The sequence below is a fragment of the Polynucleobacter sp. JS-Mosq-20-D10 genome (genome assembly GCF_018687755.1).
Classification (GTDB): Bacteria; Pseudomonadota; Gammaproteobacteria; order Burkholderiales; family Burkholderiaceae; genus Polynucleobacter.
Map to the genome: position 1 here is coordinate 377510 of NZ_CP061305.1, position 22832 is coordinate 400341.

Here is a 22832-nt window from a genome sequence, read left to right on the forward strand (position 1 = left end):
AAAATTCTGTGCGGCTAAAAGTCAGCTTCATTTTCGGCATCACTTTTAGTTTTGCATTCTCAACCACGTCTCTTGCGCAGACTTTTTCGCCCTATACTTCTTCGCAAATCCAGGAATTCAATAGCCAGCCTATTGCACCCATAGAGACCCCTGCAGGCCCAGTTTTTACAACATCCCCCTTTATCAGTCAGCGTCCGAATGTACCTTTTGATGCTCGCTATATCAAAAATCCAGATGGTGAGCAGCAGGCTGAGGCGCAGGCTACTGAATCGGCTGCGCCGTTTGAGCCAATCCCTACGACCTTGAATTTTTAGTGATCGCAAGCTGTTAATATTGTTTCTATACTTTAGAAAAGAGTAATTCATGAAATCCATTTCCATTTCTTATCTTGTAAGCCTTGTGATAGCTTTAGGCCTTTCAACAGCCGCATATTCTCAGAATGCACTACCGATTAATGCTGCTGCTTCTGTTAATGGGATAGTGATTTCTAACGATATGGTTGAGCGGGGTATTCAAGTGGCTTTATCCCAAGGTCAAAAAGACTCTCCAGAGCTTCGTAATGCGGTCTTGGGAAAAATGATTGAAATTTCACTGCTGTCTCAGCAGGCCGAGAAAGATGGACTTGCTAACTCTGACAGAGCCAATAGTCAGTTGGCCTTGATTCGGCAAAATTATTTAGCAGAATTGGAGTTGTCTACTTACATGTCTAAAAATCCAGTGAGTGATGCTGACGTGCAAGCGGAGTACAACCGTGAAATTAATTCTTTGGGTCCACAAGGGATGATTGTGGAATACAAGGTAAGTGATATTGCTGTTGCTACTGAGGCTGATGCACAAGCTGCCCTAACGAGAATTAAGAAGGGTGAGTCTTTTGATAAGGTGGCTAAGAGTATTTCACTCGCACCCAATAAGGTTCAAGGTGGGGCTGTAGGCTGGGTGCAGGCCGGGCAAACTTTGCCACAGATTGCTGCCGTTCTCACAGTCTTATCTAAGGGGCAGGTTTCTCCTACTCCGATTCAGATGCCTCAGGGGTGGTATTTAGTTAAGTTGGAAGACAAAAAATCTAGTAAGCCCCCAACTTATGATCAAGCTAAAGTAGCTATTCGTAATGGCTTAATGCAGAAGAAACAGTTTGAATTTCTCTCCCAGTTGCGTCAGGGTGCGAATATCGTCGTACGCTAAACTAGGGTAAGTCAGCTTGCCACACCAAAAAGGGCGCTTAAGCGCCCTTTTATGTTTCTGCCTGTCTCTAGTGGTATTTCTCTATCTCAATGCATTGCATTCAGGAGTAGATTGAATAAATTGCTAATTGAACTAAGGAGATGTGCATGAGTAAGAATCCATTTGATTTGAATGTAATGGCAAATCAAGCCAAGGGTATGAAGGCTGCTCAGGCGGCTGGCCAAGTGGCACTAACAAGCGCTCAGGAGATTGCTCAATTAAATCAACGCGCTGCTCAAGAGCTCTCCTCTCGAATGCAAGCTAAAGTAGCCGAGCTCATGAAAACGCAGGACCCTAAGGCGACATTTGATTATGTACATGCTGAGGTATTACAAGATGCTGCGAAAGAGGTGGCCGAGTATCAATCCCAACTTTTTCAGGCCTTAGCTAGCGGAAATAAAGAGTTAGCAAGAATTGCCGAGGCAATGATTAAAGAGTCGCAACATGACTTAATTCATTTTGTGAATGAGGCAACACAAAATTCTCCTGCGGGTGCTGAGCCATACACCTCGATATTTAAAACCTCTTTTAATAATGCGCTTGAGAATTTTGATCTGATTCGCGCGGCTATGACAGATTCATTTTCAAACTTTGAGAAGAGTAGTACTGTAGTGAAGCAAAACAAGAAGTAGGTAAAACAATCCATACAAAATCTAGAAAAATCTAGGCAGTAGATTACGGGTTACAGTGATTGCAGAAAGATGGGTTTGCAAATTTTAATGTCTTGATGCCCTTAACATCTCGATGTTCACATTTGAGGCATCCCCATATTTTTGTGATCTCTTGATTAGTGGGCATGCCACAGGCATTACAGGGTAAGCCGCGCTGAATGTCCTTGATCCAATAGCCTGGTTTCTGGCATGCTGGGCATAAAGAATTGAGCTTGTTTGCAAGATCGAGAGTTGCGAGCCGAATATGATCCATGCGCGTAGGATTGGCAAAGGCTCTGAGATCATTTTCAACATAAACAATCCCTTTTGAAGAGTGCGCTGAGGCCCATTCAAAGGCATCCTTAAGTTGCTTGATATTGCCAATATCCTTGATTGATTGTGGATGGTATTGATCCGTAGGCTTAATCACCAAAAGATGGGATGGAAAAAGCGCAGTATGCGCAAATTGCTCTAACTCCTCCCAATGTTTTACATAGGTATGATTGTTTTGTGCAGGAGCGCTATAAAACCCCGTAATTTCTAATTGTAGTTTTGAGTCAATCAGAATGACTAGTTCACTATTCCACGCCAGCATCCCCGTAAATGGGTCGGCACTAAACGCTCCTTCGCTTGCTAGACCTAAATCTGTACCGATCAGCTCCATACCGATCTGAGCTTTCTTTCTTACGGCATCGAGCTGGCTGCCATACCTGGGTGTTTCCAAAGTAAAAGTTCCCAGTAAATCAGTATCGTAAGCCGCAGTATGTTTTATTTCCATCCCGGTAGCGGGCTGCAAGACTGCACTCAACACATGCTCTTTGCCATGTTTTGTTAAAACGCTTGCTGTTCTATTGAAATAAATACCCATTTGCATATCTCATAGTAGGACTCATGGATTTACTACATTACCAATTTTGCAATCATGGCATAAAGAGGGATACCCAAAATAATATTAAATGGAAAGGTGATGCCTAGAGACATGCCCATATAGAGGGCTGGGTTCACCTCTGGTAATGCATGTCGTAAAACTGCTGGTACGGCAATGTAAGAAGCACTTGACGCAAGCACCATCAATAAAATCGTATTACCAAGCGGAAGGCCAATCAGCTTGCAGAGTGCTAATGCAATCAGAGCATGTGAGAGCGGGGAAGCAATGGCGTAGATCAGGGTGATAGGGGGTTTGCCATACAAACCTTTTATATTTCTAGCTGCCATTAGACCCATATCTAATAGAAAAAATGCCAGCATCCCCTTGAAGAGATCAATAGAAAATGGCGCCATGAGTTTTTGGCCGGCATCTCCGCTCACGAGGCCAACTACCATTGAGCCCAGAAGTAGAAGCTGTGCACCATCGGTGAATGACTCATGCAGGATTTTTGAGATACCCGTTTGTTGAAGTCCTGTTTGAGTTTGTTTCGCGTGCGCAGCTCGCGCATTGTTTGCCAAAACAATTGCCAAGATGATCGCTGGGGACTCCATGAGGGCCATTGCTGCTGCCATATGACCCCCATAACTGATATTAAATTGATCTAAGTATTGGGTGGCCGTAATAAATGTAACTGCACTGACGGAGCCATAGGTAGCAGCTATAGCTGCCGCATCAAACGTATTGAGCTTAGTTCTGAGGATTTGGTAGCCAATGATAGGAATCAAGATAGCTAAAAAGATAGCAAGGCCCAGCGAGAGTGCGATTTCTGTTGTGAAGCCTGACTTATGTAAGGCAAACCCTCCCTTAAGACCTAAGGCCATCAAGAGGTAGAGCGAAAGAAAGCGAGCTATTGGGGGAGGAATTTCCAGGTTAGATTTAACAGCGCCAGCAAATGCGCCAAATAGAAAAAAGAGAATTGCTGGGTCTAGGAAATTTGCCATGGTTTAACGTCTAATAATGGCTTCTACGAGCGGATGCTGAATTTTCTTCTCTGAGCGAATGGCATAAAAATATTCGTAAACATGCTCGCATTTACCAATCATTTCAATGTGATAAGTGTCTTGTAAATCTTTCCTGATGCTCTCTCCTGCTGGAAACACTCCAAGGCCGCTGGCCGCAAACGTTTTTAAGAGGGCGCTGTCCTCAAACTCCCCCGTAATGTTGGGGTTGATCCCGTTTTCAGCAAACCATTGATCAATCAAGTGCCTAACCTTGGAATGAGAGGTAGGCAGTAGGATAGGTAACTCATTAAGACATTCTGGAAATGGTTTTTTGGATTGCTTCAGTAGTTTCTTGGGGCCAAACCAAGCAATTGCTGACTTCATCAATTCTTCGCTGTAGACGTGAAGATTTTTGTTGGCTGGAGCAGGCCTATCCGCAAGCACGATATCTAATCGATGCAAAGCTAGATCAGCCAGGAGGTCTTCAAACTCACCCTCGTGTGCAATGAGTTGTACACCATCCTTCTCTAGAATCGGTGCTAGCAATTGCCGAGTTACGAGCTTGGGAAGTCCATCAGAGACGCCAACGGTAATTTTGATTTTGCGGGAGCTTGCAGCCTCTCTTACTGCCTCAGGCAGTTGCTCTCCTAGGAGAAAAATCTGATCGGCAATTTCTAGAGCTGCAAATCCAGATTCAGTGAGAGTAATGCCGCGACCAGCCGGCTTAAATAGGAGATAACCGAGTGATTTCTCTAATTCGTGAACTTGGGCACTAATCGTCTGAATTGCGATATTGAGACGTTCGGCGGCCCTAGACATGCTGCCTTCTTTGGCTACTACCCAAAAATAGTAAAGGTGGCGGTAGTTATAGAGCATTTTAATTGTCAGTTTTTTACGAAATTACTATCAATATATATCTGCTTTTAACTTAAAGCAAATACGCCTAAATTAACCCCATAGAAATCCATGGAATTCATGGATGATTTTTAGAGGAGATGAAATTGGAACTATTTAGCCCGGAGTTCTTTTCGGCATTGCTGGCAATTATTGTCATTGACTTGGTGCTTGCGGGTGATAACGCGATTGTCATTGCAATGGCCGCGAGGAATCTACCAGCACATCTGCAGAAAAAAGCGATCATCTGGGGTGCTGTTGGTGCAATTGCAGTCAGAAGTGCCATGACACTGGTGGTGGTCTATTTATTGAAGATTCCTGGTTTGATGTTGATAGGCGGCTTGTTGTTAGTGTGGATTGCGTATCGCCTGCTCAATCCAGAGCAAGAGAATGATGAGCATGGCAATGCTTCCACTACCTTTTGGGGTGCAATGAAAACCATTGTGATTGCAGATGCCATCATGGGTCTAGATAACGTACTCGCGGTAGCGGGTGCATCACACGGTAGTTATGTACTCGTCGTATTGGGGTTGCTCATTAGTATTCCGGTCGTTATTTGGGGTTCAACTCAAATACTCAAACTCGTTGAGCGCTTCCCTTCTGTGACTTACTTAGGTGCTGGTGTCCTTGCTTGGACGGCTGCAAAAATGATGATTTCTGAGCCTATCTCTCAAGAGTGGCTTACAACTCAGAGTCCAGCTTTGGAATACGTCATTCAAGTAGTAGTTGTATTAGGTGTTTTAACTAGCGGCTTTATTAGAAGTAGGCGTGCGCTTGAAGATGTCATTGCTCCTTCGGTGGTCATTCCGAAGTCTGCAAATCTTGTTTCATCACAGCAGTCCACTCATTTTGGAGAAAGCAACATGAATACAATTCTGATTCCAGTAGACGGTTCAAAAAACTCAGAGATGGCAGTAAAACATGCAGTAAAGACTTATGGTCAAGATCCTAATGCACATTTTCACCTGTGCAATGTGCAGCCTACTTTGTATCGCCACATCGGAAAATTTTTGAGCAAGCAAACAATTAATGAGTGGCATGCTGAGCGGGCAGCTCTGGCTTCCGCATCGGCATCTGCTTATCTCGAAAAGCAGGGCCTAAACTTTACCTTCACCTACGTCTGCGGAGACGCGGGCACTGCCATTCGTGATGAGGCTATGCGACTGGAATGTAATCGCATTGTGGTTGGCACTTCGAAGAAGAATTCTCTAAGTCGTTTATTTGAAAACTCTACTACCGCCAAGCTACTAGAAATCAGTAATATTCCGGTAGAGGTGGTAACGGGCAGCTCCTTACCTGTTCTTGAGCGTTGGGGTATTCCAGCTCTCGGTGCTGGTGCAGCAACAGCCCTAATGGCTGTAGTGATCGATTAGTTTTAATCCTGCTGTTCTCTTTTTGCCCTCTTCTTGAGGGCATTTTTTTATCTAAAAAATATTCAGTTAAATACTGAAATAAATTCAATTAAATTCTTCTTTATTAGGAAAGAAAATCAGTCTATTCTGTGCTGGTGTTTAACAAAGGAGATAGCAATGAATTTGATCTTAGAAGCTAAGGAAGAAGTCGAACCAGAATTAAAAGTCTTCACAGAAAATCGCGTGAAATTTTCTTTAAAACCACTTTTATGGATGGTGCGAAAAATTCAGATTCGCTATTCAGCAATTTCTGCTGCAAAGACTCATTGCAATCAAAATTGCGTAGTTAGCTTGGAGACATTTGATCATCATCAAATCGAGGTCAGCATGACTGCGAGAGATAAGCGCATAGCCCTTGAGATGTGCCTTAAGAAAATATACAAACTGGTGCAAAAGGCGTTTCACAAAAGCCAGCAATATGGCCGATTTTCAAAACATGTCTACATATGAGTGAATTATTCCCAATGCAATTGATTCGCCATAAGTATGATCTAATGTCTCCTGAACATGTGGGGAGTAGCCTGCTCAGCTATCTGAGTCCTTTTTATCGTCAATTCGACCTTTGGGTCCGGTATAAAGGTGAGTCAATATCAAGGCAAGACCATTTAAATCTTTATAAATGGTTATCTTTTGAACTTGCAGCCCCAATCCTTAGTTTATCTGCCCAAAAACAGGCTTGGATCCCTAATTTTGGGAATTTTGACTACTTTCGATCCAGTGGAGCGAGATAATCAAAGATCTCATTTATTTTCTCAAAGTCTCGTAATGAGTGCCATTAGGCTCCCGCCGATACTCCTGATTTATTTCCTATTGATAGGCGGAGTCAGTGCGCAAGTTCAAAAGCCGCTGACGATCAACGAACTGATTGGGATTGCATTGGAGTCGAGTCCCCAGGTGTTGGCGGCGCGGGATCAATCAAAAGCAATTCAGGGGCAACTCTCTTCGGCTCGCGCGATTCCAAATCCTGACTTTGAAATGAATACTGGACAACAGAGGTCGGTATCTGGCCCATTAACCACTGGCAATGTCTCGTCGTGGTCAGTGACTCAGCCTTTGGATATGCCCTATTCCCGCTACCCTAGAGTAAATGCTGCCGAGGCCAATGTCCGCGCTGCAGAGGCTACCCGTATCGCTTTTGAAATCGAAATGATTTCAAGAGTACAGCAGCGTTTCTATGAATTAATGCGTCGCGATGCAGAACTAAAAGCTGCCGAAGAAGATTTGAGTCTGACAAAGCAAATTCGAGATCGCATGCAAATTCGTTATGACGTCGGCGATACCGCTCGATTTGAATTGATCCGGGCGCAAACTGAATTTCTGAATGCGCAAATTAATGCTGAATCTAGCAAGCTCAGGGTTGAGCAGGCCAAGGGTCAGCTTAGGCAGGTGGTGGGGCATAGCTTGCCACCTGACTATGAGGTTGTTTCGCAAGCCCTGAAGATAGAGCCATTACCCCCTTTACCAATATTACTCAATGAGCTGCATGCGCAAAGCCCTGAGTTGCAGAGGGCAAAAGCAGAGGTTGAGGCAACTGAGTCAAAGCTCAGTTTTGAGCAAAATTCTCGCTTACCTCGACTCTCTATTAAGGCTCAGCAATACAACGACCCCAACTTCACAGACCGACTGTATGGCTTGGTCGTAAGCATTCCTATTTGGGATTTTAAGGGCGGTCAGATAGCGGAGGCAGAGGCCAATGCTTCTAGAGCTAAGAATCAATTGAATGCCCAAAGTCAAAGTCTTGAACAGCAATTAGAAACCGCTTATAAGCTTTACCAAATGACGAGCTATCAAGTAAAAATATTAGATCAAGAGGTTGTTCAGTTAGCTTCGAGTGCAAGGCGGATTGCTGAAGTTTCTTATCGGTATGGTGAGCGTGGCATGCTCGAGTATTTGGATGCGCAAAGAACATTCAGAGTGGCTCGCAATGATTTAATTAAGGCTCGTTTTGATTTGGCTTCTGTCCTTACGGAAATTCAGCGTTTAAGGGCAAGCCCAGAGTGGATTGCAAAGATTGAAAGTGGAAAGCAATGAAGCAAAAGTTCACAGTAATGATGGATCAGTTAAAGGCTTGGTATACCCAATACTTGGCGATTGCAAAAGTCTATGTTCAGGAATGGATCGCTGTTGTTATCAAAACCCAGCATGATCTATATGTATTGACTCATGAGTGGTTTAGCGCCCACGTGCCACGGGTAGCTCAGCAATACGATAAGAGCCCTCAGTGGGCGCAGAAAAGTCTTTTTTATCTTCCGTGGTTTTGTTTATTTTTGATCATTCTGAATTACTTTAATGTGTTTGATCGTAGCCCGAGGATTAAATCTGTCCAAGATCCCAATATAGTTATTGTCAATCAAGACCTGCGTAATATGATTACGAATGGGCGTATTAACACTGGATCTTTTGTTGAGGAACTGCGTGCGTCTGGACGAATTGATTTTAATGAACTATTTCTGTCGCGCATTGGCGCAAACGTCACAGGTCGTGTATCCGATATTTTGGCAATCCCAGGACAGCGTGTTAAGCAGGGCGATATTTTAGCGAAGATTACTTCTACCGAATTGACGCAATCTCAACTGTCTTACTTGAAGGCAAAGAGCGCTAGTCAGCTGGCCGATCAAGCCGCTAATCGTGCCAGAATTCTATATAAAGAGGATGTGATTGCTTTAGCAGAACTGCAAAGGCGCGAGGCTGAAGCTAGCAGTGCAAAGGCAGAGTTTCGAGCCACCAATGACCAATTACGCGTTCAGGGAATGGATCAACCCAGCATTGATCGTTTGGCGAAATCAGGTGTGATTGAGTCAATCAATAATGTCATTGCAACTATCCCTGGCGAAATTGTTGAGCGCAAAATTAATAAGGGGCAAGTGGTTCAGCCGGCTGATGCTTTATTCACTGTTGCTGATCTGAGTTCCCTTTGGGCTGTCTCGGAGATTCCGGAAAGTAATGCCTATCTCATTCATAAGGGTCAGAAAGTAACTCTGGTTATTCCTGCCTTAAGAGGCTCATCAATTGAGGGCGTTGTTGCCCACGTGGATTCGATCGTCAACCCGCAAACACGCACAGTAGTCGTCAGAATGGAAGTGCCCAATAAAGATGGTCTCATCAAGCCGGGCATGTTAGCAACCATGATGATTGAGAGTCAGCCTACAGAGCGCTTACTAGTTCCATCTAGCGCAGTGATCCGTGAAGATAACCATGATCATGTCTTTATACGTGAGGATGAGGACACCTATCGGATGGTCACAGTTAAATTGGGCCCTGAGGGTAAAGGTTATCGCCCAGTCATCTCCGGTCTGAAGGATGGTCAGGAAATCGCCATCAATGGGGCCTTCCATTTAAATACTGAACGCAAGAGACAGTTAAGTGGTGGTTAGTCACGATGATTGAAAAAATTGTTCGCCTCTCATTACAACAGCGTTTATTAGTTGTCATCATTGCACTGGTGTTATTTGTTGCAGGCTTACTGGCAACAAAACGACTATCGGTCGATGCATTCCCCGATGTGACTAACGTTCAGATTCAGATTGCAGCGGAGGCCCCAGGCCGATCTCCAGAAGAGGTTGAGCGTTTCGTAACAGTGCCGATTGAGTTAAGTATGACGGGCTTGCCCGGCTTAACTGAGATGCGCTCACTTAATCGTAATGGCCTCTCAGTGATTACATTGGTATTTACGGAAAAGACGGATCTCTACTTTGCAAGGCAGCTGGTTACAGAGCGTTTGATTGAGGTGGCTTCTGCAATGCCCGTCGGTATCACTCCTGTAATGGCACCACCGTCGACTGGTTTAGGAGAAATCTATCAATACACGCTCGATCATCCTTCCGATGGCGATAGGCAGTTGACAGTTGAGGAGCTTGAGGAGCGTCGAACAATTCAGGATTGGGTGGTGCGTCCGATGTTGCGCTCAATTTCTGGTGTTGCTGAGATTAATACGCAAGGTGGATACGCTCGCGAGTATCAGGTCTTGGTAAATCCTGAAAGATTACGTCACTATCAAGTGGGTCTCCGAGACATTTATGAGGCACTTGCCAGAAACAATGCAAACTCCGGTGGTGGACAGTTGCCTACTTATGCAGAGCGCTATCTCATTCGTGGTGTGGGCCTTATTACCAAACCCGAAGATATTGGAAAAATCATTCTCAAGGAAGTAAAGGGTATTCCGGTTTATGTAAAGAACGTGGCTGAAGTGACTATTGGCAGCGAAATTCGGCAGGGCGCTGCTATTAAGAACGGCTATACCGAGAGTGTTGCTGGCATCATTCAAATGATCCGTGGTGGTAACGCGCGCGAGGTAGTGAATCGTATCAAGCTCAAAGTAGCTGAGATTAATGAGGGCAAGTTATTGCCTGATGGACTCCAAATTGTGCCGTTTTATGATCGTACAGATCTTGTCAATGCGGCGATGTTTAATGTCGCTAAGGTGTTGATTGAAGGTGTCATTCTGGTAGTCATTCTGCTGTTTTTATTCTTAGGCGATGTTCGCTCCTCGCTCATTGTGGTGGCGACTTTAATTTTGACGCCGCTATTAACCTTCTTGGTGATGAATCGGTATGGCATCTCTGCCAACCTGATGTCCCTTGGAGGTCTTGCAATTGCGATCGGCATTATGGTGGATGGATCTGTAGTGGTAGTAGAAAATACCTTTGCCAAGTTAGGCGAAAGACTCAAAATGGGCGAGTCGAAGATTCGTATTATTTTAGAGGCCGCTACTGAGGTTGGTACGCCAGTGTTATTTGGTGTTGGCATCATTATTTTGGTTTTCATGCCACTTCTTTCCTTGGAGGGTATGGAAGGAAAAATGTTTGCACCGATGGCGATTACGATTGCCATCGCATTAACCATCTCACTCATTCTTTCATTCACCTTGTCACCAGTCTTGTGCTCTTATGTTCTGAAAGGCGGAAGTGAGGATGACACAAAAATTGTGGCTCGTTTGCGCGCACCGTATGAGCGGTGGTTGCATTGGTGTCTTGCCAATCCCAAGTTAGTCGTTAAAAGATCCTTGATGGGGTTGGTCGCTAGCATCATCGGATTTACCTTGCTTGGAAAAGCATTTATTCCAGTGATGCAGGAAGGTTCGATTACACCAGTCATCATCCGTGCCCCGAATATTTCCTTAGATGAATCGATTAAGCTGGAGTTTGAGGCGATCAAACGCATCATGACCATTCCAGATGTGAAGATGGCAGTATCTCGTTTAGGTAAAGGCGAGTCTCCCGCAGATCCGGGTCAGCCTAATGAATCCGATCCGATCGTGACCCTGAAGCCTATAGGCGATCGCAAGTTTAGCCAGGAAGAGATTGCCCAGCAAATTCGTGACAAGCTAAAAACTTTGCCGGGTATTGAGCTCTCTATTTCCCAGCCCATCGCAGCACGTGTTGATGAGATGGTCTCTGGAGTTCGCTCACAGGTGGCTATCAAAATTTTTGGTGATGATCTAGTTACCCTGCAAAAGCTAGGCGGCCAAATCAGTCAGATCCTGACCAAAATGAAAGGTAGTAATGACTTGCGTATAGAGCAGGCTTCTGGTCAAAATTACTTAAACATTATTATTAACCGTGATGCAATTGCCCGCTATGGTATTAATGTTTCTGATGTAAATGATGTGATTGAAACTGCTATTGGCGGCAAGCAAGCCAGCATTGTGTATGAGGGTGAGAGAAGATTTCCCTTGCAATTGCGTTATCCAGCCCCTTACCGAGACAATGTAGATGCAATCAGCAATATTATTTTGCATTCTCCAGATGGCGCACAGGTGCTATTGCGCGACCTAGCGGATATTGCTCTTGTTGATGGCCCGGCGCAAATTTCTCGAGAGTCTGGTAAGCGGCGCCTAGTTGTAGGTGTGAACGTTGATGGGCGAGATCTAGGTGGTTTTGTTAAAGAGGCGCAGGAGCTGATTGCCAAGCAAGTTGAACTTCCACAAGGCTATTCACTGCAGTGGGGCGGCCAGTTTGAAAATATGCAACGGGCAATGGCGCGTCTAATGATCATTATTCCGTTAACAATTTTGGCGATCTATTTCCTGCTCTTCATGCTCTTTAAGTCATTGCGCCTGGCTGGATTGATTATTTTGGTTTTACCATTTGCCTCGATTGGTGGTGTATTTGGTTTATTTATATCTGGTGAGTATCTCTCTGTGCCAGCTGCGGTTGGGTTTATTAACCTCTGGGGTATTGCGGTTCTAAATGGTGTGGTGCTAATCTCATTCATTAAGCAATTACGTGAAGATGGTTACTCCATGGAAGATGCGCTATTGCATGGTTGTGGTCATCGCTTTAGGCCAGTCATGATGACTGCTTCAGTTGCTATGTTGGCTTTGGTACCAATGCTATTTTCTGGCGGCCCAGGCTCTGAAGTAACGCGCCCGCTAGCAGCCGTGGTGATCTCAGGTCTGATTACCTCAACCGCATTAACATTACTAGTACTCCCAGTTTTATATAGATGGTTTGAAGATAAAGAGGTGGAAGCATGATGGAAGTGAAGGCGGTTATTCGCCCAAATAAGTTAGCTGCTCTTCGAACAGCATTACTAGAAACCCCAGGCTTTCCAGGGATGACTGTGAGTAAGGTTGAGGGCTGTAGCGCTCCCAATCGCACAGCCAAATTCAACATTAAAGATGAGTTAACAGACTACTCGGCAAAAGTGAAGATTGAAATTGTTTGTAACGATGAGGTTGCAGAAGTCCTGATGGACCGTATCGTGACTATCTGCCAAACAGGCCAGGTAGGGGACGGTGTTGTTTGGTGCACTGAGGTTCCGAAGGCCTTCTTTATTTCTAAGACTTCTGTCTAGGTAAGCCCTGTAATTCTTCGGTATGATGTTTTGGGTAAATTACTAAATTATTGCCAATCATCTTGGAGATTGTTTTGAAAAATATCATCGATCGTATTGATCACATTGTTTTGACTGTAACTGATATTGAGGTCACTACTCAGTGGTATGAAAAAGCATTGGGTTTTGAGCGCGAGTTTTTTACTGGTCCAGAAGGGCAGCCGCGTTATTCATTGCGTTTTGGACAGTTAAAAATCAATCTTCAGGATAAAGATACTGAGACGCCTACAAAGGCTAAAGTGCCCACGATTGGTTCGGGAGATTTTTGTTTGATTTCAGCAATTCCCCTAGATGACTTTATCGCGCATCTTCATAAGCATGCTGTCGCTATTGATGTTGGGCCTGTGCCAAGACGAGGTGCCCTTGGGCCCATTCGTTCTGTCTACTTACGTGACCCAGACAATAATCTGGTAGAGGTTGCTGAATACGTCTAGTGTTGATCTGGATCTGATACGCCTAACTGGCGCGCAAGATCCAGAAAGTCTTTTGCATGGTAGTTGGTAAATTGCTCCACATGCAGATCATTTCGTAAGTGATTTTTGCCAAACTCTAATGGGCGCTCAATAAAGGCTGTTTGTAATCCACAGGCGTGAGCAGCCTCGAGATCATCCTTGTGTGCCGCAACCAGCATCACTTCTTCTGCGGAGAGATTGAAGATATCTGCTACGCCCAAATAGGTTTCGGGGTCTGGTTTGTAGTGACGGAAAACTTCAGCCGAAAGAATTAAGTCCCAAGGTAAGCCCGCATTTTTTGCCATATCAGCTAATAAGCCCATATTGCCATTTGAGAGAGTGACGATCGTGAACTGACTTTTTAGCTGATGTAGACCTTCGACAGCCTCAGGCCAAGGATTGAGTCGATGCCAAACGAGGTTGAGATGCTGTATTTGATTTTCAGATAAAGAGCTGACTTTAAAGGCCTTGAGAACATCAATCAGGATCATGTGATGGAGATCATCAATTTTTGTCCACGGCAATTCACCAGAGCGAACCCGAGCCATAGCTGGCCTGTAACCTTGCCGCCAGGCTGTAGCAAAGGCATCGGGATCAACTAGAAGTCCAAGGCGGGTGACCTCAGCGGCTATGGAGCCATGCCAGTCAACCACTGTGCCGAATACATCAAATGCCAGTACCTTAGGTGCTTTATTCATGAGGAAGATTCTTGCTTGCAAAGGGGCTTTTGTCAATCAAGCGGCTTGCACAGAAATTGCTGGGAGTTGATAAAATGCTCAATGCCCTTAATGGGTTCATCGTATCTAACAAGGATTGAATATGGGTGGTATTTCTCAGTGGGAGCAGCTCAACGTTGAGCTCACAGCAGCTCTTGGAAGCTCCGTTCATTTCGATACGGCTCATCAGGCGGTTTATGCGTCAGAAGCTTCTAATTATCGACAAATCCCGATTGGGGTTGTGACCCCGAAAAATACCGAAGAATTTGTCAAGGGTATCGAGATTTGTCATCGCAATAAGGCCCCGGTACTCATGCGTGGCGCCGGTACTTCTATGAATGGCCAGACGGTCAACAATGCCGTGGTCTTTGATATCTCAAAGTATTGCAACCATATTCTTGCTTTAGATCCAGTAGCTGGTAATGCTGTTGTTGAACCTGGAGTCATCTGTGATTCACTGCGTGATGCTGCTGAATTGCACGGTTTAACTTTTGCGCCAGATCCTTCTACGCACAGCCGTTGTACATTAGGCGGTATGGTGGCTAATAACTCTTGTGGCGCCCATTCGGTGATGGCCGGCAAGACGCTGGAAAATACTGAAGCTTTAGAAATTCTGACTTACGATGGCGAACGTTTTTGGGTTGGCCCAACATCCGATCAAGAGTTACAAGACATCATTGCTGCTGGTGGACGCAAAGGTCAGATTTATCAAGACTTGCTGACCTTGCGTGAACGCTATGCAGATCTCATTCGTGCGCGCTTCCCGAACATTAAGCGTCGCGTCTCTGGTTACAACTTGGATCAGCTCTTACCGGAAAATGGATTTAACGTTGCGAAGGCTTTGGTCGGAACTGAGGGGACCTGTGCATTAACGCTCGCTGCTAAAGTGAGATTGGTGAAGAGTCCCGCCAAGCGTGTGGTTCTAGTGCTTGGCTTTGATGATATTTATGTAGCAGGCGATGCTGTACCTGAGTACCAATCTTTTAATCCCATTGCAATCGAAGGTCTGGATTACAAAATCATCCGCGGCTTGCAAGATCGTAATTTAGCAAAGGCGGAGATCGACTTATTGCCGGCTGGCAATGCTTGGGTAGTTGTGGAGTTCGGTGACGATACTATTGAGGGCGCAATTGCTCAGGCCAAAAAAGCCGAGGAGTATTTCAAGGTAAGAACTAAGGGTCCTAGGCCATCGACCTGGTTAGAGTCTGATCCATTAGTACAAAAGCGTATTTGGTCGATTCGTGAAAATGGTGCATCTGCCACCCATTTATCCATTGACCCAAATTCTCCTGATCCGGTAGTGGGGTGGGAAGATGCTGCGGTTGATCCAGCGCGCTTGGGAGAGTATCTGCGAGCTTTCCAAAAATTAGTAGACTCTTACGAGTATGAAACTTCGCTCTATGGACACTTTGGTGATGGGTGTATTCATGCGCGCATTACCTTTAACTTTCGATCTGCAGAAGGTGTTGCTAAATTTAGATCTTTTATTCGTGATGCGGCAACCTTAGTGGTTGAATTTGGTGGTTCGCTCACGGGCGAGCATGGTGACGGTCAGGCTAGAGCAGAATTCCTCCCCATCATGTTTGGTGAAGAGTTGATGGGTGCGATGCATGAGTTCAAGCGTATCTGGGATCCTCAAAATAAACTCAATCCTGGCAAAGTGGTTCACCCTTACCGCGTAGATGAGAATCTGCGCATGGGACCAGAATACAAAATCGTCAATATCAAGACGCGTCTGAATTTCTTGAGTCAAGAGGGTAATGGCTTCCAGAGAGCAGTTGAACGTTGTGTTGGTATGGGGAAGTGCCGCAGTGAAAAAGTTGGCACGATGTGCCCAAGTTATCGGGCTACAAAAGAAGAGCGTTTTTCCACCCGTGGGCGTTCACGACTCTTTTGGGAAATGATCCAGGGCGAAGTTATTCAAGATGGCTGGGAAAGTCAGGAGCTTAAAGAAGCTCTAGATACCTGCCTCTCCTGTAAGGGCTGCAAGAGTGACTGTCCAGCTCACGTTGACATGGCTTCTTATAAGGCCGAGTTCTTGTCCCATTATCACGAGACCAATAGTAGGCCTCGTCAAGCCTTGACCATGGGGCGCATTGGCGACTGGGCGCCATTGGCAAGCAAATTCTCTTGGCTGATGAATGGCGTCATGCAAACGCCTGTGATCTCTACTCTCGCTAAATGGGTAGGTGGTGTAGCGCAAGAGCGTAGTCTGCCCAAGTTTGCGAGCCAGTCCTTTAGAAAGCAATTTAGGCCATCAAAGAATGCCAGCATTGGTCAGAAGAAGGTCATTCTTTGGGTAGATACATTTTGCGAACATTTTCATCCAGAGGTTGCAAATGCAGCAGTCGAGGTGCTTGCTCATGCAGGCTTTGAAGCGACGTTACCAAAAACACCGCTATGCTGCGGCCGTCCTTTATATGACTTCGGCTATCTAGATCTTGCTAAGCAGAAGTTAGAGCAAATTCTGGATGCTATTGGGGATCAGATTAATGCAGAGCCGAATTCGCCTATTGCAGTCGTCGGCCTTGAGCCAGGTTGTATGTCTGTATTTAAAGATGAATTACTGAAGTTCTTCCCGAATGATCCAAGGGCAATCCTGTTGTCATCCAGTAGTTATTTGTTGGGGGATTTCTTGCATGAGCAAGGCTATACCCCGCCACCACTAGACTGCAATGTCTTGGTCCACTCACATTGCCATCAGAAATCACTATTTGGTACTAAGGGTGATGTAGCCCTATTGGCTGCTTTGGGTGCTAAGGCAAATTTCATTGATAGTGGTTGCTGCGGTATGGCAGGTTCATTTGGATTTAATCCCGAGCATGTCGGGATATCCAAAGCAGTTGGCGAGCTCGTTTTGCTGCCAGCAATCCGAGCTGCCGAGCCAGAGACCATCATTCTGACCAATGGTTTTAGTTGTAGGGAGCAGATTGAGCAAGAGACTGGACGCAAGGTCAAGCATTTGGCTGAGTTACTACAAATGGCGCACCAATCTAAAATCTAGTTAGTAGATACTCACTATTGCCCACCTATCCATCCTAATAATCCATAAGATTATTATTTAAATTCTCAAAAGATAGTCTAGATGAAGATAGAATAGTCGTCCGGCAGGAGTATTGCAGTAAGTAGCTTATTGCGTAATTGCATGATGGTTAAAGGAATGAACAATGGTCTTCAAAAAATCACAGTCTATTAAGTTTTTACAACCCACAATGGAATCCTTTGAAACAATAGTGGGGCCAGCTACCGAGGTTCATGGGCGAATTGTTGCAAATGAAAGTTTACGCATTGATGGTCGCGTGGTTGGGAATATAGAATCACGCCAAGGAAAAAACGTGAGCATTGCTCTTGGACGCACTGGCATGGTGCAAGGCGATATCAATGCCTATAGAGTGCTAGTTGCGGGACGAGTAGAGGGTAATATTTATGCTACTGAGCGCGTGGAGTTACATGAGGGGGCGGAAGTGCGTGGAGATATTACTTATGGCCAGTTAGGAATTGAACATGGTGCCAAGTTAAACGGTTTGATGATTTCCAAAAGTAGCGAAGAACCAGAGGGTGCAACCGATTCAACTGCAATTTTTCAGGCAAATTGGAACAAAATTAAAAGTCAATAATTTGTTAATGCAGGCTCAGAATATGAAATGAGCCTATATTTATTCGATATCGCTAATCTCATCTTTTGGCTGAATGTCAGTTTCAGTAAAAGAGTGTTTGGCTGAGGATGTGGGGGCATCAATTAAGCGTAGCTCGCCACTCAGCTTTGCTCCTTTTTCTACACTCATTTCAGCATATTGTGTAAGACCAGTAATTTTTGCACTGGATCGAACGTTCAAATGATTCGTGACATTGAGGCCTTGAGTAACTTCACCACGAACTTCGACAACTTCCGCGTTGATTCTGCCATTAACAATTCCTGAGGTGTCAACCAAGACTTCTTTGGTGTTCAATTCACCCTCTACAAGGCCTGCAACCACTGCCATTTCTGGTACCTCAAAGGTGCCTCTGACAATGACCCCTTCGCCTACGAAAAGTGATCCTCTGGGATTGTTATCAGCCATGATATTTCCTGAATAAGTGAGTACGTGCTAATAATATAACAATACTAACAACTTAGGAAAAGCTCAGAGGGGTGTGCCGCTGAGTGAACTATCAAACTACAGATTAATCCTTGGCGCTTGTAGGGATGGATAGTTCCGCAAACTGATCCTTTAAATTCTTCAGAGTAAGGATTTTGCTCTCAATGATGGGGAGCTGTGTCTGAAATGTCTGGATTCTCTGCTGGTAAATGAGTTCTAAATCATCCATCTCCTTGCGGGAAATGACTCCCCCCATTTGTTTTGCCATTTCGGGGTTGAAGCGGATTGCTACCCTAAAGCCAAAAAAATGGATACTCATGCCAATCAGAATAAATACGCTAAAGGATAAAAGCGCAATCTTAATAACGGTTTTACGGGTTATTTTTATCTGCTTCATGGATGAAGTAGACCCAGAGATCCAAATTAACTGCATTTTTAACCTTTAAATTGATATGAAGCGATTCTAGCATTAGGATGCATTTGCATTTATTCCTTTTAATTAGCATATGTAATGATAATTTGATACCATCCTAATTATTAAAAGTAATGCTGTTTTCCCTAAGAATATGAGATTTCTTGGATTTTCAAGATGATATGTGCAGTGCAATAATTTAAGGGCTTTACATTAATGCGGCCTCACCAGCACCATGCACAACTAGAAATTATTGGCTCAGTATTAAAAGAGGCTAGAGAGAAAAAAAATCTAGCCCGAGCAGAGTTTGCCAACTCATGTTGTTTGTCCACCAAAATGATTTTGGAGTTGGAAGAGGGTGGTATGGGCTCTTTCTACACATTTGAACTAAAGATTGCCACAGCAAAGCGAGTTGGTAGAGTCTTGGGGTTGGATGAATCATCTTATCTGATAGATCCCAGCGCCACAGAATCGATTGAAGAAACTTCAATTGAGCCAGGTGAAGTCCAAGAGATTTTCGCCTCTAAAAAACATGAGGTAGTCGGAACTGATTCAGGCCCAAAGAATCCCCCGCTCAGAAACGAGACCATATCATCCGCAGAGCTCGCAAATCCTCAGGTTCTGAATTTGGATGAGCCGCTAAATCAGCTTAATAGAAAACAGGGGTTTGAGTTGGGCGCTTCCGGGGCTGGTGTCGTAACAATCAGAGTGATGACAATCCTGTTGAGTTTTTTAGTGCTGACGGGCGCTATTTATGGACTAAATGATCGGTTCAACATCATCAATTTAGCTATTGGGATAGTGAACCCCCCGCAGCAAGCCGAAGTAGCTAATGATGCTCAGGATTCAAAAGTTGATCAAGACTTAGCTCTAAAGTCTGAGAGTTCTGATGCTACGATTAAATCGCCAGAAACTCAGCCAGCTCAAGCGCTTCAAACCACTCCTAGTGAACAATGCCCATATAAACAGGAGGCGCAATTACCCAGCTATCAATCGCCTAATCCTTCCAAGAAGGGGGATATTGTGAATATCAAATCTCTGATTAAGCAAGCTATTTGTGTTGTAGATAATTCTGGGAAGCAAACAGTTGTTAATCTAGAGTCAAACGCCTCTTATGCATTTCGGGGTACATCCCCATTTGTGGTGATTACTCAGGACTTGGATAGCGTTGAAATGTATTTTCAGGGTTGGAGAGTTCGTGCACCAAACGCAGGCACAAAACAGATTAAATTACTGGAAGTTTCCTTATAAAATACCCATAAGATAAAAAGAAGCAAAATTGAGGTGTTCAAATGTTTGAATTTTCTAAAAAAAGTAATCCCAATACAGATTCTCAACTGACGTATTTAACTACAGTTGGAGCCGGCTCCATTATGAAGGGTGACTTTATTCATAGTGGAAATATGCTTTTGTTAGGCCATTTAATTGGCGACATTTCCCAGACTGAGGAAGAGGGCTCTGGTAATGGTCATACCGCTGTAATCGGATCAACCGGATTCTTATTGGGAAACATTTATAGCCCACATGCGATCATTATTGGAAGAATCGAGGGTTCGGTTTTTGCAAAAGGACGAGTTGAAATTTATCCCGGAGCTGTAGTGATTGGAGATGTTACTTATGCGCAGATTAATGTGCACCCAGACGCCAAGGTCAACGGTAATCTCAGGTGTTTATTACCGGATGCTGCTGAGCAAAAAAATCTCTCTTTAAGCAATGAAGAGATGCCGAGCAATGTTGTTCTATTGGCTAAAGCAGAGTGATATTCAAATTCAATGTGACCGTTGGATCGATTATCTGTAGCCAACAAGCGCTTTCATAACCTTGAAGTGTTGATATAAGGGAATGCCTGTTCCAATGAAAACCCCCCTCCTTCTAGGCCTCTTTGTTTTATTGGTGGCTTCAGGGGGACTTTTTTACAGCTACTACACTCGGGATTTGCCTGAATGTAAGGACGAATACATACAAATATTGTTAAACCAAGAGATTCGAAATAACGAAGCTTTGATTCAAGACTCACGCACATTGGCTTTTAATGATATTTCAGAAATGTCGCATCGCAATGGGGCGCGCATTTGTTCTACCAACTTACTCACCACCCAAGGTGCTTATTCTGTAGGCTATCAGGTAGTTAATCAAGTGATGGTGAAGGACACAATCTGGCAGCGATTAACAGGCCCTACAGATTATTCAGTCAAGATCGAATATGTCAGGAAAGCAAAACGAGACTAGTTACTTTGGATAAGCAACGTTTTTTTGGAAATCCTCGGTCTTCCAGCTTTTGCTTAAATCCCCTGTTGGGCCATATACGACAAATGTATATAAGACGCCGACGATTAATCCGGCAATCAAGCCTATTTTAAGGATTGAATAATCACGCTTCTCCGGCACTATTTTGTTAGCAGGAGGCGGTTTATGTGAGGTGAAAAATTCTGGAAATGCTGTTTCTAAAGTAGTGCGTGCTTTTTTAATATGCTGGTAAACATGCTCCTCACTCTCGCCTTGCTCTAAACCAAGCGCAGCATTTTTATAAGATTTACTCGCAGACTCTAAAAGTTTTGCAATATGGGCATAGCTTTTTTGGCGATTCGTTGTATCAGGCGTCATGACGAGGTTTGATTTCTTTCATCCGAGTAGCTTATTACAAATATTTATAGAAAAAATCTGCCCACTATGTACAGAGTTATTCCTGCAGCAAATACATAGGCTATAGACTTAAGCAGGGTTTTTTCTATAGTGTTTTCGATAGTTTTTTCGATACCATCTTTTAGATTTTTATTATGAGCTATTTCATCAGAAATAATATTTTTAATATTCCAAAGATCTTTCCGGATAACATTTAAGCTCTCATCCAATTTTTGATCTTTTTGCTGTAAAAGAGCGCTGATTGTCGAAAGATGTTGATTAACTTCTTTTAGCTCATTAACAACAGATTCATCTAGATTACTCATATTTGCCTGACACTAGAGATAATTTATTTTCGGCATTTTCTAATCGTTTCTGCTGACGTAGGCCATGGAGTGGAGTGAGGCATCGATTTGATAAATATGACTTCATAGTAGGTGATTATTAGAAAAAAGTCGAATTTGCTTGGGGTTTCCGGAGCTTCATTGTGTTTTTCAGCTTTCTTTTAGGGGTCTCAAAAGATTTGCTTTATAGTGTTACGCTAATAATAGCAAATTCAATTTGCAGGATAATCAACTCGATATCGCCTGGACTATGCCCAAACAACCAATATCCGTTGCTGCAAAAATAAGGAAGTTGGTGATGAATATCACCAAGTGGATTCTTTATGCATTGATCATCCTCGTTTTGGCCTACACCTCTTTCAAAGTTTGGGAATATAAGGGCGAATATGAGAAAGAAAAAACAGCAAAAATCCTCGCCAAAGAGCAAGAAATAGAATTTGATGATTTGAGAAAAAACTTAGCAACCTACGCTCCTTTATTGGTTGGAAGTCCTTCCTCGGTATTGACAACGCGTACGAATGGAAAATTCATTCTTGCTTATATGCTTGGGGCAGAGATTGAAGCATTTCAAAATGCATTTGAGGAAAGTGGGCCCATCATTTATGTAGGTAGTCAATTACTAGGTACTGGGTGTAAAAAGTCAGATTGCGAGGAATCCAGCGCCGCTTTTGTAATTGAGCCTGCCAATGGAAAAGTATATCTAGCTCTTAGAAAAAGTGGGGAGTTAAGTTTTTATGGGCTAGAGGATAGCAAAACTATCCCACTAGCTTTTGAGAAGTGGCAAGGCTTCAAAAAGGCAGGGGTGAAATGATCAAGTTTGTCATCAGCTTTTTAATCATGTCCTTTTGGGTGACGATCGTTCCTGCTAAATCTTCGCAGGAACCCCAAGCCCTCAAATCCAATTTACAAAAACCAGAACCAAAGTTAGCAAACGATAAAGACACTATATTGAGTAAAAATACTCAAAGTACCCTGTATTTATTATCAGGCTGGGGAAAGGCGGAAGGGCCTTATGTTTGGTTTACCGTTTCCGCACATTTCAATGAAAATCAAATTGCCCCAAATAGCCAAACTTTCAACTTATTCAGCGCAAGTGGTGCCCTGGATTGTAAGGACAATAGTACCTTTTATTATCTAATTTCTTATATGTATTTTGATGCCAAGACGAAAAAGCTAAATGAGATTTACTCTGAGAAAAATAAATCCAATGTCATGAAAATTGAACCTACTACAACGGAGTCAGACATCAAGAAGATTGTTTGCGACTAAGTTAGATATTGGTTCATTTAGTGTGAGTATTCAGATCACCAACTTCTGCCGCAACACT

General features: G+C 43.9%; 25 protein-coding genes and 1 pseudogene. 18 read left to right on the plus strand and 8 right to left on the minus strand.

The annotated features are described in order from the left end of the window. Positions 1–8: 8 nt before the first annotated feature. The 3 genes from FD967_RS02000 (at position 9) to FD967_RS02010 (ending at position 1853) form a co-directional block, all read left to right on the plus strand. Positions 9–314, plus strand: a complete 306-nt coding sequence (locus tag FD967_RS02000; protein ID WP_215326429.1) for a hypothetical protein — start codon at positions 9–11, stop codon at positions 312–314. A 49-nt stretch (positions 315–363) separates the two neighbouring features. After that, complete coding sequence (locus FD967_RS02005; protein ID WP_215326430.1) at positions 364–1182, plus strand: peptidyl-prolyl cis-trans isomerase; 819 nt, start codon at positions 364–366, stop codon at positions 1180–1182. Between the two features lie 146 nt (positions 1183–1328). After that, positions 1329–1853, plus strand: coding sequence for a phasin family protein (locus FD967_RS02010; RefSeq protein ID WP_215326431.1), 525 nt, complete (start codon positions 1329–1331; stop codon positions 1851–1853). A gap of 43 nt (positions 1854–1896) precedes the next feature. Here FD967_RS02010 and FD967_RS02015 read toward each other — a convergent pair whose 3' ends face one another. The 3 genes from FD967_RS02015 to FD967_RS02025 are packed head-to-tail and all read right to left on the minus strand — an operon-like array spanning position 1897 to position 4616. Further along, positions 1897–2739, minus strand: coding sequence for a DUF6671 family protein (locus tag FD967_RS02015; RefSeq protein WP_215326432.1), 843 nt, complete (start codon positions 2737–2739; stop codon positions 1897–1899). A 32-nt stretch (positions 2740–2771) separates the two neighbouring features. After that, positions 2772–3740 carry a sodium-dependent bicarbonate transport family permease gene (locus FD967_RS02020; RefSeq protein ID WP_215326433.1) on the minus strand — a complete coding sequence of 323 codons (969 nt, stop codon included), beginning with the start codon at positions 3738–3740 and terminating at the stop codon, positions 2772–2774. A gap of 3 nt (positions 3741–3743) precedes the next feature. Continuing rightward, a complete protein-coding gene (locus tag FD967_RS02025; protein ID WP_371819308.1) occupies positions 3744–4616 on the minus strand; it encodes a LysR family transcriptional regulator in 873 nt (290 codons plus the stop codon). 119 nt (positions 4617–4735) lie between these two features. Here FD967_RS02025 and FD967_RS10765 point away from each other — a divergent pair. The 8 genes and pseudogenes from FD967_RS10765 to FD967_RS02060 all read left to right on the plus strand — a co-directional run. Beyond that, positions 4736–5407 (plus strand): annotated as a pseudogene (locus FD967_RS10765) (TerC family protein); the annotation flags it as partial. Between the two features lie 90 nt (positions 5408–5497). Continuing rightward, complete coding sequence (locus tag FD967_RS10770; RefSeq protein WP_256441881.1) at positions 5498–6007, plus strand: universal stress protein; 510 nt, start codon at positions 5498–5500, stop codon at positions 6005–6007. A 156-nt stretch (positions 6008–6163) separates the two neighbouring features. Next, the gene (locus FD967_RS02035; RefSeq protein ID WP_215326435.1) at positions 6164–6496 is read left to right on the plus strand and encodes a hypothetical protein; all 333 of its coding nucleotides are present in this window, start codon (positions 6164–6166) and stop codon (positions 6494–6496) included. A gap of 315 nt (positions 6497–6811) precedes the next feature. Beyond that, complete coding sequence (locus FD967_RS02040) at positions 6812–8077, plus strand: TolC family protein (protein WP_215326437.1); 1266 nt, start codon at positions 6812–6814, stop codon at positions 8075–8077. Then, on the plus strand, positions 8074–9420 hold the full coding sequence (locus FD967_RS02045) for an efflux RND transporter periplasmic adaptor subunit (RefSeq protein WP_215326438.1): 1347 nt from the start codon (positions 8074–8076) through the stop codon (positions 9418–9420). Before FD967_RS02040 ends, FD967_RS02045 begins: the two co-directional genes overlap by 4 nt. Before the next feature lie 5 nt (positions 9421–9425). Continuing rightward, positions 9426–12521, plus strand: a complete 3096-nt coding sequence (locus FD967_RS02050; protein WP_215326439.1) for an efflux RND transporter permease subunit — start codon at positions 9426–9428, stop codon at positions 12519–12521. After that, on the plus strand, positions 12518–12841 hold the full coding sequence (locus FD967_RS02055; RefSeq protein WP_215326440.1) for a P-II family nitrogen regulator: 324 nt from the start codon (positions 12518–12520) through the stop codon (positions 12839–12841). The genes FD967_RS02050 and FD967_RS02055 overlap by 4 nt, the downstream gene beginning before the upstream one ends. 74 nt (positions 12842–12915) lie before the next feature. Further along, positions 12916–13314 (plus strand): VOC family protein, encoded by a 399-nt coding sequence (locus FD967_RS02060; RefSeq protein ID WP_215326441.1) that lies wholly within the window; start codon positions 12916–12918, stop codon positions 13312–13314. Here FD967_RS02060 and FD967_RS02065 read toward each other — a convergent pair. After that, positions 13311–14030, minus strand: a complete 720-nt coding sequence (locus tag FD967_RS02065; RefSeq protein ID WP_215326442.1) for a haloacid dehalogenase type II — start codon at positions 14028–14030, stop codon at positions 13311–13313. The two genes, FD967_RS02060 and FD967_RS02065, sit on opposite strands and share 4 nt — an antisense overlap. Before the next feature lie 121 nt (positions 14031–14151). On the opposite strand from FD967_RS02065, the gene FD967_RS02070 reads away from it, so the two are divergent. Beyond that, a complete protein-coding gene (locus tag FD967_RS02070) occupies positions 14152–17052 on the plus strand; it encodes an FAD-binding and (Fe-S)-binding domain-containing protein (protein ID WP_215326444.1) in 2901 nt (966 codons plus the stop codon). Between the two features lie 163 nt (positions 17053–17215). Next, complete coding sequence (locus FD967_RS02075) at positions 17216–17665, plus strand: polymer-forming cytoskeletal protein (protein ID WP_215326445.1); 450 nt, start codon at positions 17216–17218, stop codon at positions 17663–17665. Positions 17666–17704: 39 nt separating this feature from the next. On the opposite strand, the gene FD967_RS02080 is transcribed toward FD967_RS02075, so the two are convergent. Then, positions 17705–18109, minus strand: coding sequence for a polymer-forming cytoskeletal protein (locus tag FD967_RS02080; protein WP_215326446.1), 405 nt, complete (start codon positions 18107–18109; stop codon positions 17705–17707). 103 nt (positions 18110–18212) lie between these two features. After that, positions 18213–18524 (minus strand): hypothetical protein, encoded by a 312-nt coding sequence (locus FD967_RS02085; RefSeq protein WP_215326447.1) that lies wholly within the window; start codon positions 18522–18524, stop codon positions 18213–18215. Positions 18525–18755: 231 nt separating this feature from the next. Between FD967_RS02085 and FD967_RS02090 the strand changes: the two genes are divergently transcribed. The 3 genes from FD967_RS02090 to FD967_RS02100 all read left to right on the plus strand — a co-directional run bounded on the left by FD967_RS02090 (position 18756) and on the right by FD967_RS02100 (position 20768). Then, positions 18756–19790: a RodZ family helix-turn-helix domain-containing protein gene (locus FD967_RS02090; RefSeq protein WP_215326448.1), complete on the plus strand. Its 1035-nt coding sequence runs from the start codon at positions 18756–18758 to the stop codon at positions 19788–19790. A gap of 41 nt (positions 19791–19831) precedes the next feature. Then, the gene (locus tag FD967_RS02095; protein ID WP_215326449.1) at positions 19832–20299 is read left to right on the plus strand and encodes a polymer-forming cytoskeletal protein; all 468 of its coding nucleotides are present in this window, start codon (positions 19832–19834) and stop codon (positions 20297–20299) included. Between the two features lie 94 nt (positions 20300–20393). Further along, entirely contained in the window at positions 20394–20768 is a 375-nt protein-coding gene (locus FD967_RS02100) for a hypothetical protein (RefSeq protein WP_215326450.1), read from the plus strand. Here the strand turns inward: FD967_RS02100 and FD967_RS02105 are convergent, their stop codons facing one another. Further along, positions 20769–21143 (minus strand): hypothetical protein, encoded by a 375-nt coding sequence (locus tag FD967_RS02105; protein ID WP_215326451.1) that lies wholly within the window; start codon positions 21141–21143, stop codon positions 20769–20771. A gap of 44 nt (positions 21144–21187) precedes the next feature. Further along, on the minus strand, positions 21188–21487 hold the full coding sequence (locus FD967_RS02110; protein WP_215326452.1) for a hypothetical protein: 300 nt from the start codon (positions 21485–21487) through the stop codon (positions 21188–21190). Between the two features lie 235 nt (positions 21488–21722). Here FD967_RS02110 and FD967_RS02115 point away from each other — a divergent pair, with 235 nt between their 5' ends. Continuing rightward, positions 21723–22316 (plus strand): hypothetical protein, encoded by a 594-nt coding sequence (locus FD967_RS02115; RefSeq protein WP_215326454.1) that lies wholly within the window; start codon positions 21723–21725, stop codon positions 22314–22316. Next, the gene (locus FD967_RS02120) at positions 22313–22774 is read left to right on the plus strand and encodes a surface-adhesin E family protein (protein ID WP_215326455.1); all 462 of its coding nucleotides are present in this window, start codon (positions 22313–22315) and stop codon (positions 22772–22774) included. Before FD967_RS02115 ends, FD967_RS02120 begins: the two co-directional genes overlap by 4 nt. Positions 22775–22832 lie beyond the last annotated feature (58 nt).

Excerpts from the sequence above, each read along its gene's own strand:
- FD967_RS02080 (WP_215326446.1), bottom strand. The coding sequence starts at position 18,109 with ATGGCTGATAACAATCCCAGAGGATCACTTTTCGTAGGCGAAGGGGTC.
- FD967_RS02005 (WP_215326430.1), top strand. The coding sequence starts at position 364 with ATGAAATCCATTTCCATTTCTTATCTTGTAAGCCTTGTGATAGCTTTA.
- FD967_RS02090 (WP_215326448.1), top strand. The coding sequence starts at position 18,756 with ATGCGGCCTCACCAGCACCATGCACAACTAGAAATTATTGGCTCAGTA.
- FD967_RS02035 (WP_215326435.1), top strand. The coding sequence starts at position 6,164 with ATGAATTTGATCTTAGAAGCTAAGGAAGAAGTCGAACCAGAATTAAAA.
- FD967_RS02050 (WP_215326439.1), top strand. The coding sequence starts at position 9,426 with ATGATTGAAAAAATTGTTCGCCTCTCATTACAACAGCGTTTATTAGTT.
- FD967_RS02095 (WP_215326449.1), top strand. The coding sequence starts at position 19,832 with ATGTTTGAATTTTCTAAAAAAAGTAATCCCAATACAGATTCTCAACTG.
- FD967_RS02045 (WP_215326438.1), top strand. The coding sequence starts at position 8,074 with ATGAAGCAAAAGTTCACAGTAATGATGGATCAGTTAAAGGCTTGGTAT.
- FD967_RS10770 (WP_256441881.1), top strand. The coding sequence starts at position 5,498 with ATGAATACAATTCTGATTCCAGTAGACGGTTCAAAAAACTCAGAGATG.
- FD967_RS02070 (WP_215326444.1), top strand. The coding sequence starts at position 14,152 with ATGGGTGGTATTTCTCAGTGGGAGCAGCTCAACGTTGAGCTCACAGCA.
- FD967_RS02010 (WP_215326431.1), top strand. The coding sequence starts at position 1,329 with ATGAGTAAGAATCCATTTGATTTGAATGTAATGGCAAATCAAGCCAAG.
- FD967_RS02110 (WP_215326452.1), bottom strand. The coding sequence starts at position 21,487 with ATGAGTAATCTAGATGAATCTGTTGTTAATGAGCTAAAAGAAGTTAAT.
- FD967_RS02040 (WP_215326437.1), top strand. The coding sequence starts at position 6,812 with ATGAGTGCCATTAGGCTCCCGCCGATACTCCTGATTTATTTCCTATTG.
- FD967_RS02100 (WP_215326450.1), top strand. The coding sequence starts at position 20,394 with ATGAAAACCCCCCTCCTTCTAGGCCTCTTTGTTTTATTGGTGGCTTCA.
- FD967_RS02025 (WP_371819308.1), bottom strand. The coding sequence starts at position 4,616 with ATGCTCTATAACTACCGCCACCTTTACTATTTTTGGGTAGTAGCCAAA.
- FD967_RS02120 (WP_215326455.1), top strand. The coding sequence starts at position 22,313 with ATGATCAAGTTTGTCATCAGCTTTTTAATCATGTCCTTTTGGGTGACG.
- FD967_RS02055 (WP_215326440.1), top strand. The coding sequence starts at position 12,518 with ATGATGGAAGTGAAGGCGGTTATTCGCCCAAATAAGTTAGCTGCTCTT.
- FD967_RS02015 (WP_215326432.1), bottom strand. The coding sequence starts at position 2,739 with ATGGGTATTTATTTCAATAGAACAGCAAGCGTTTTAACAAAACATGGC.
- FD967_RS02105 (WP_215326451.1), bottom strand. The coding sequence starts at position 21,143 with ATGACGCCTGATACAACGAATCGCCAAAAAAGCTATGCCCATATTGCA.
- FD967_RS02085 (WP_215326447.1), bottom strand. The coding sequence starts at position 18,524 with ATGAAGCAGATAAAAATAACCCGTAAAACCGTTATTAAGATTGCGCTT.
- FD967_RS02065 (WP_215326442.1), bottom strand. The coding sequence starts at position 14,030 with ATGAATAAAGCACCTAAGGTACTGGCATTTGATGTATTCGGCACAGTG.
- FD967_RS02075 (WP_215326445.1), top strand. The coding sequence starts at position 17,216 with ATGGTCTTCAAAAAATCACAGTCTATTAAGTTTTTACAACCCACAATG.
- FD967_RS02020 (WP_215326433.1), bottom strand. The coding sequence starts at position 3,740 with ATGGCAAATTTCCTAGACCCAGCAATTCTCTTTTTTCTATTTGGCGCA.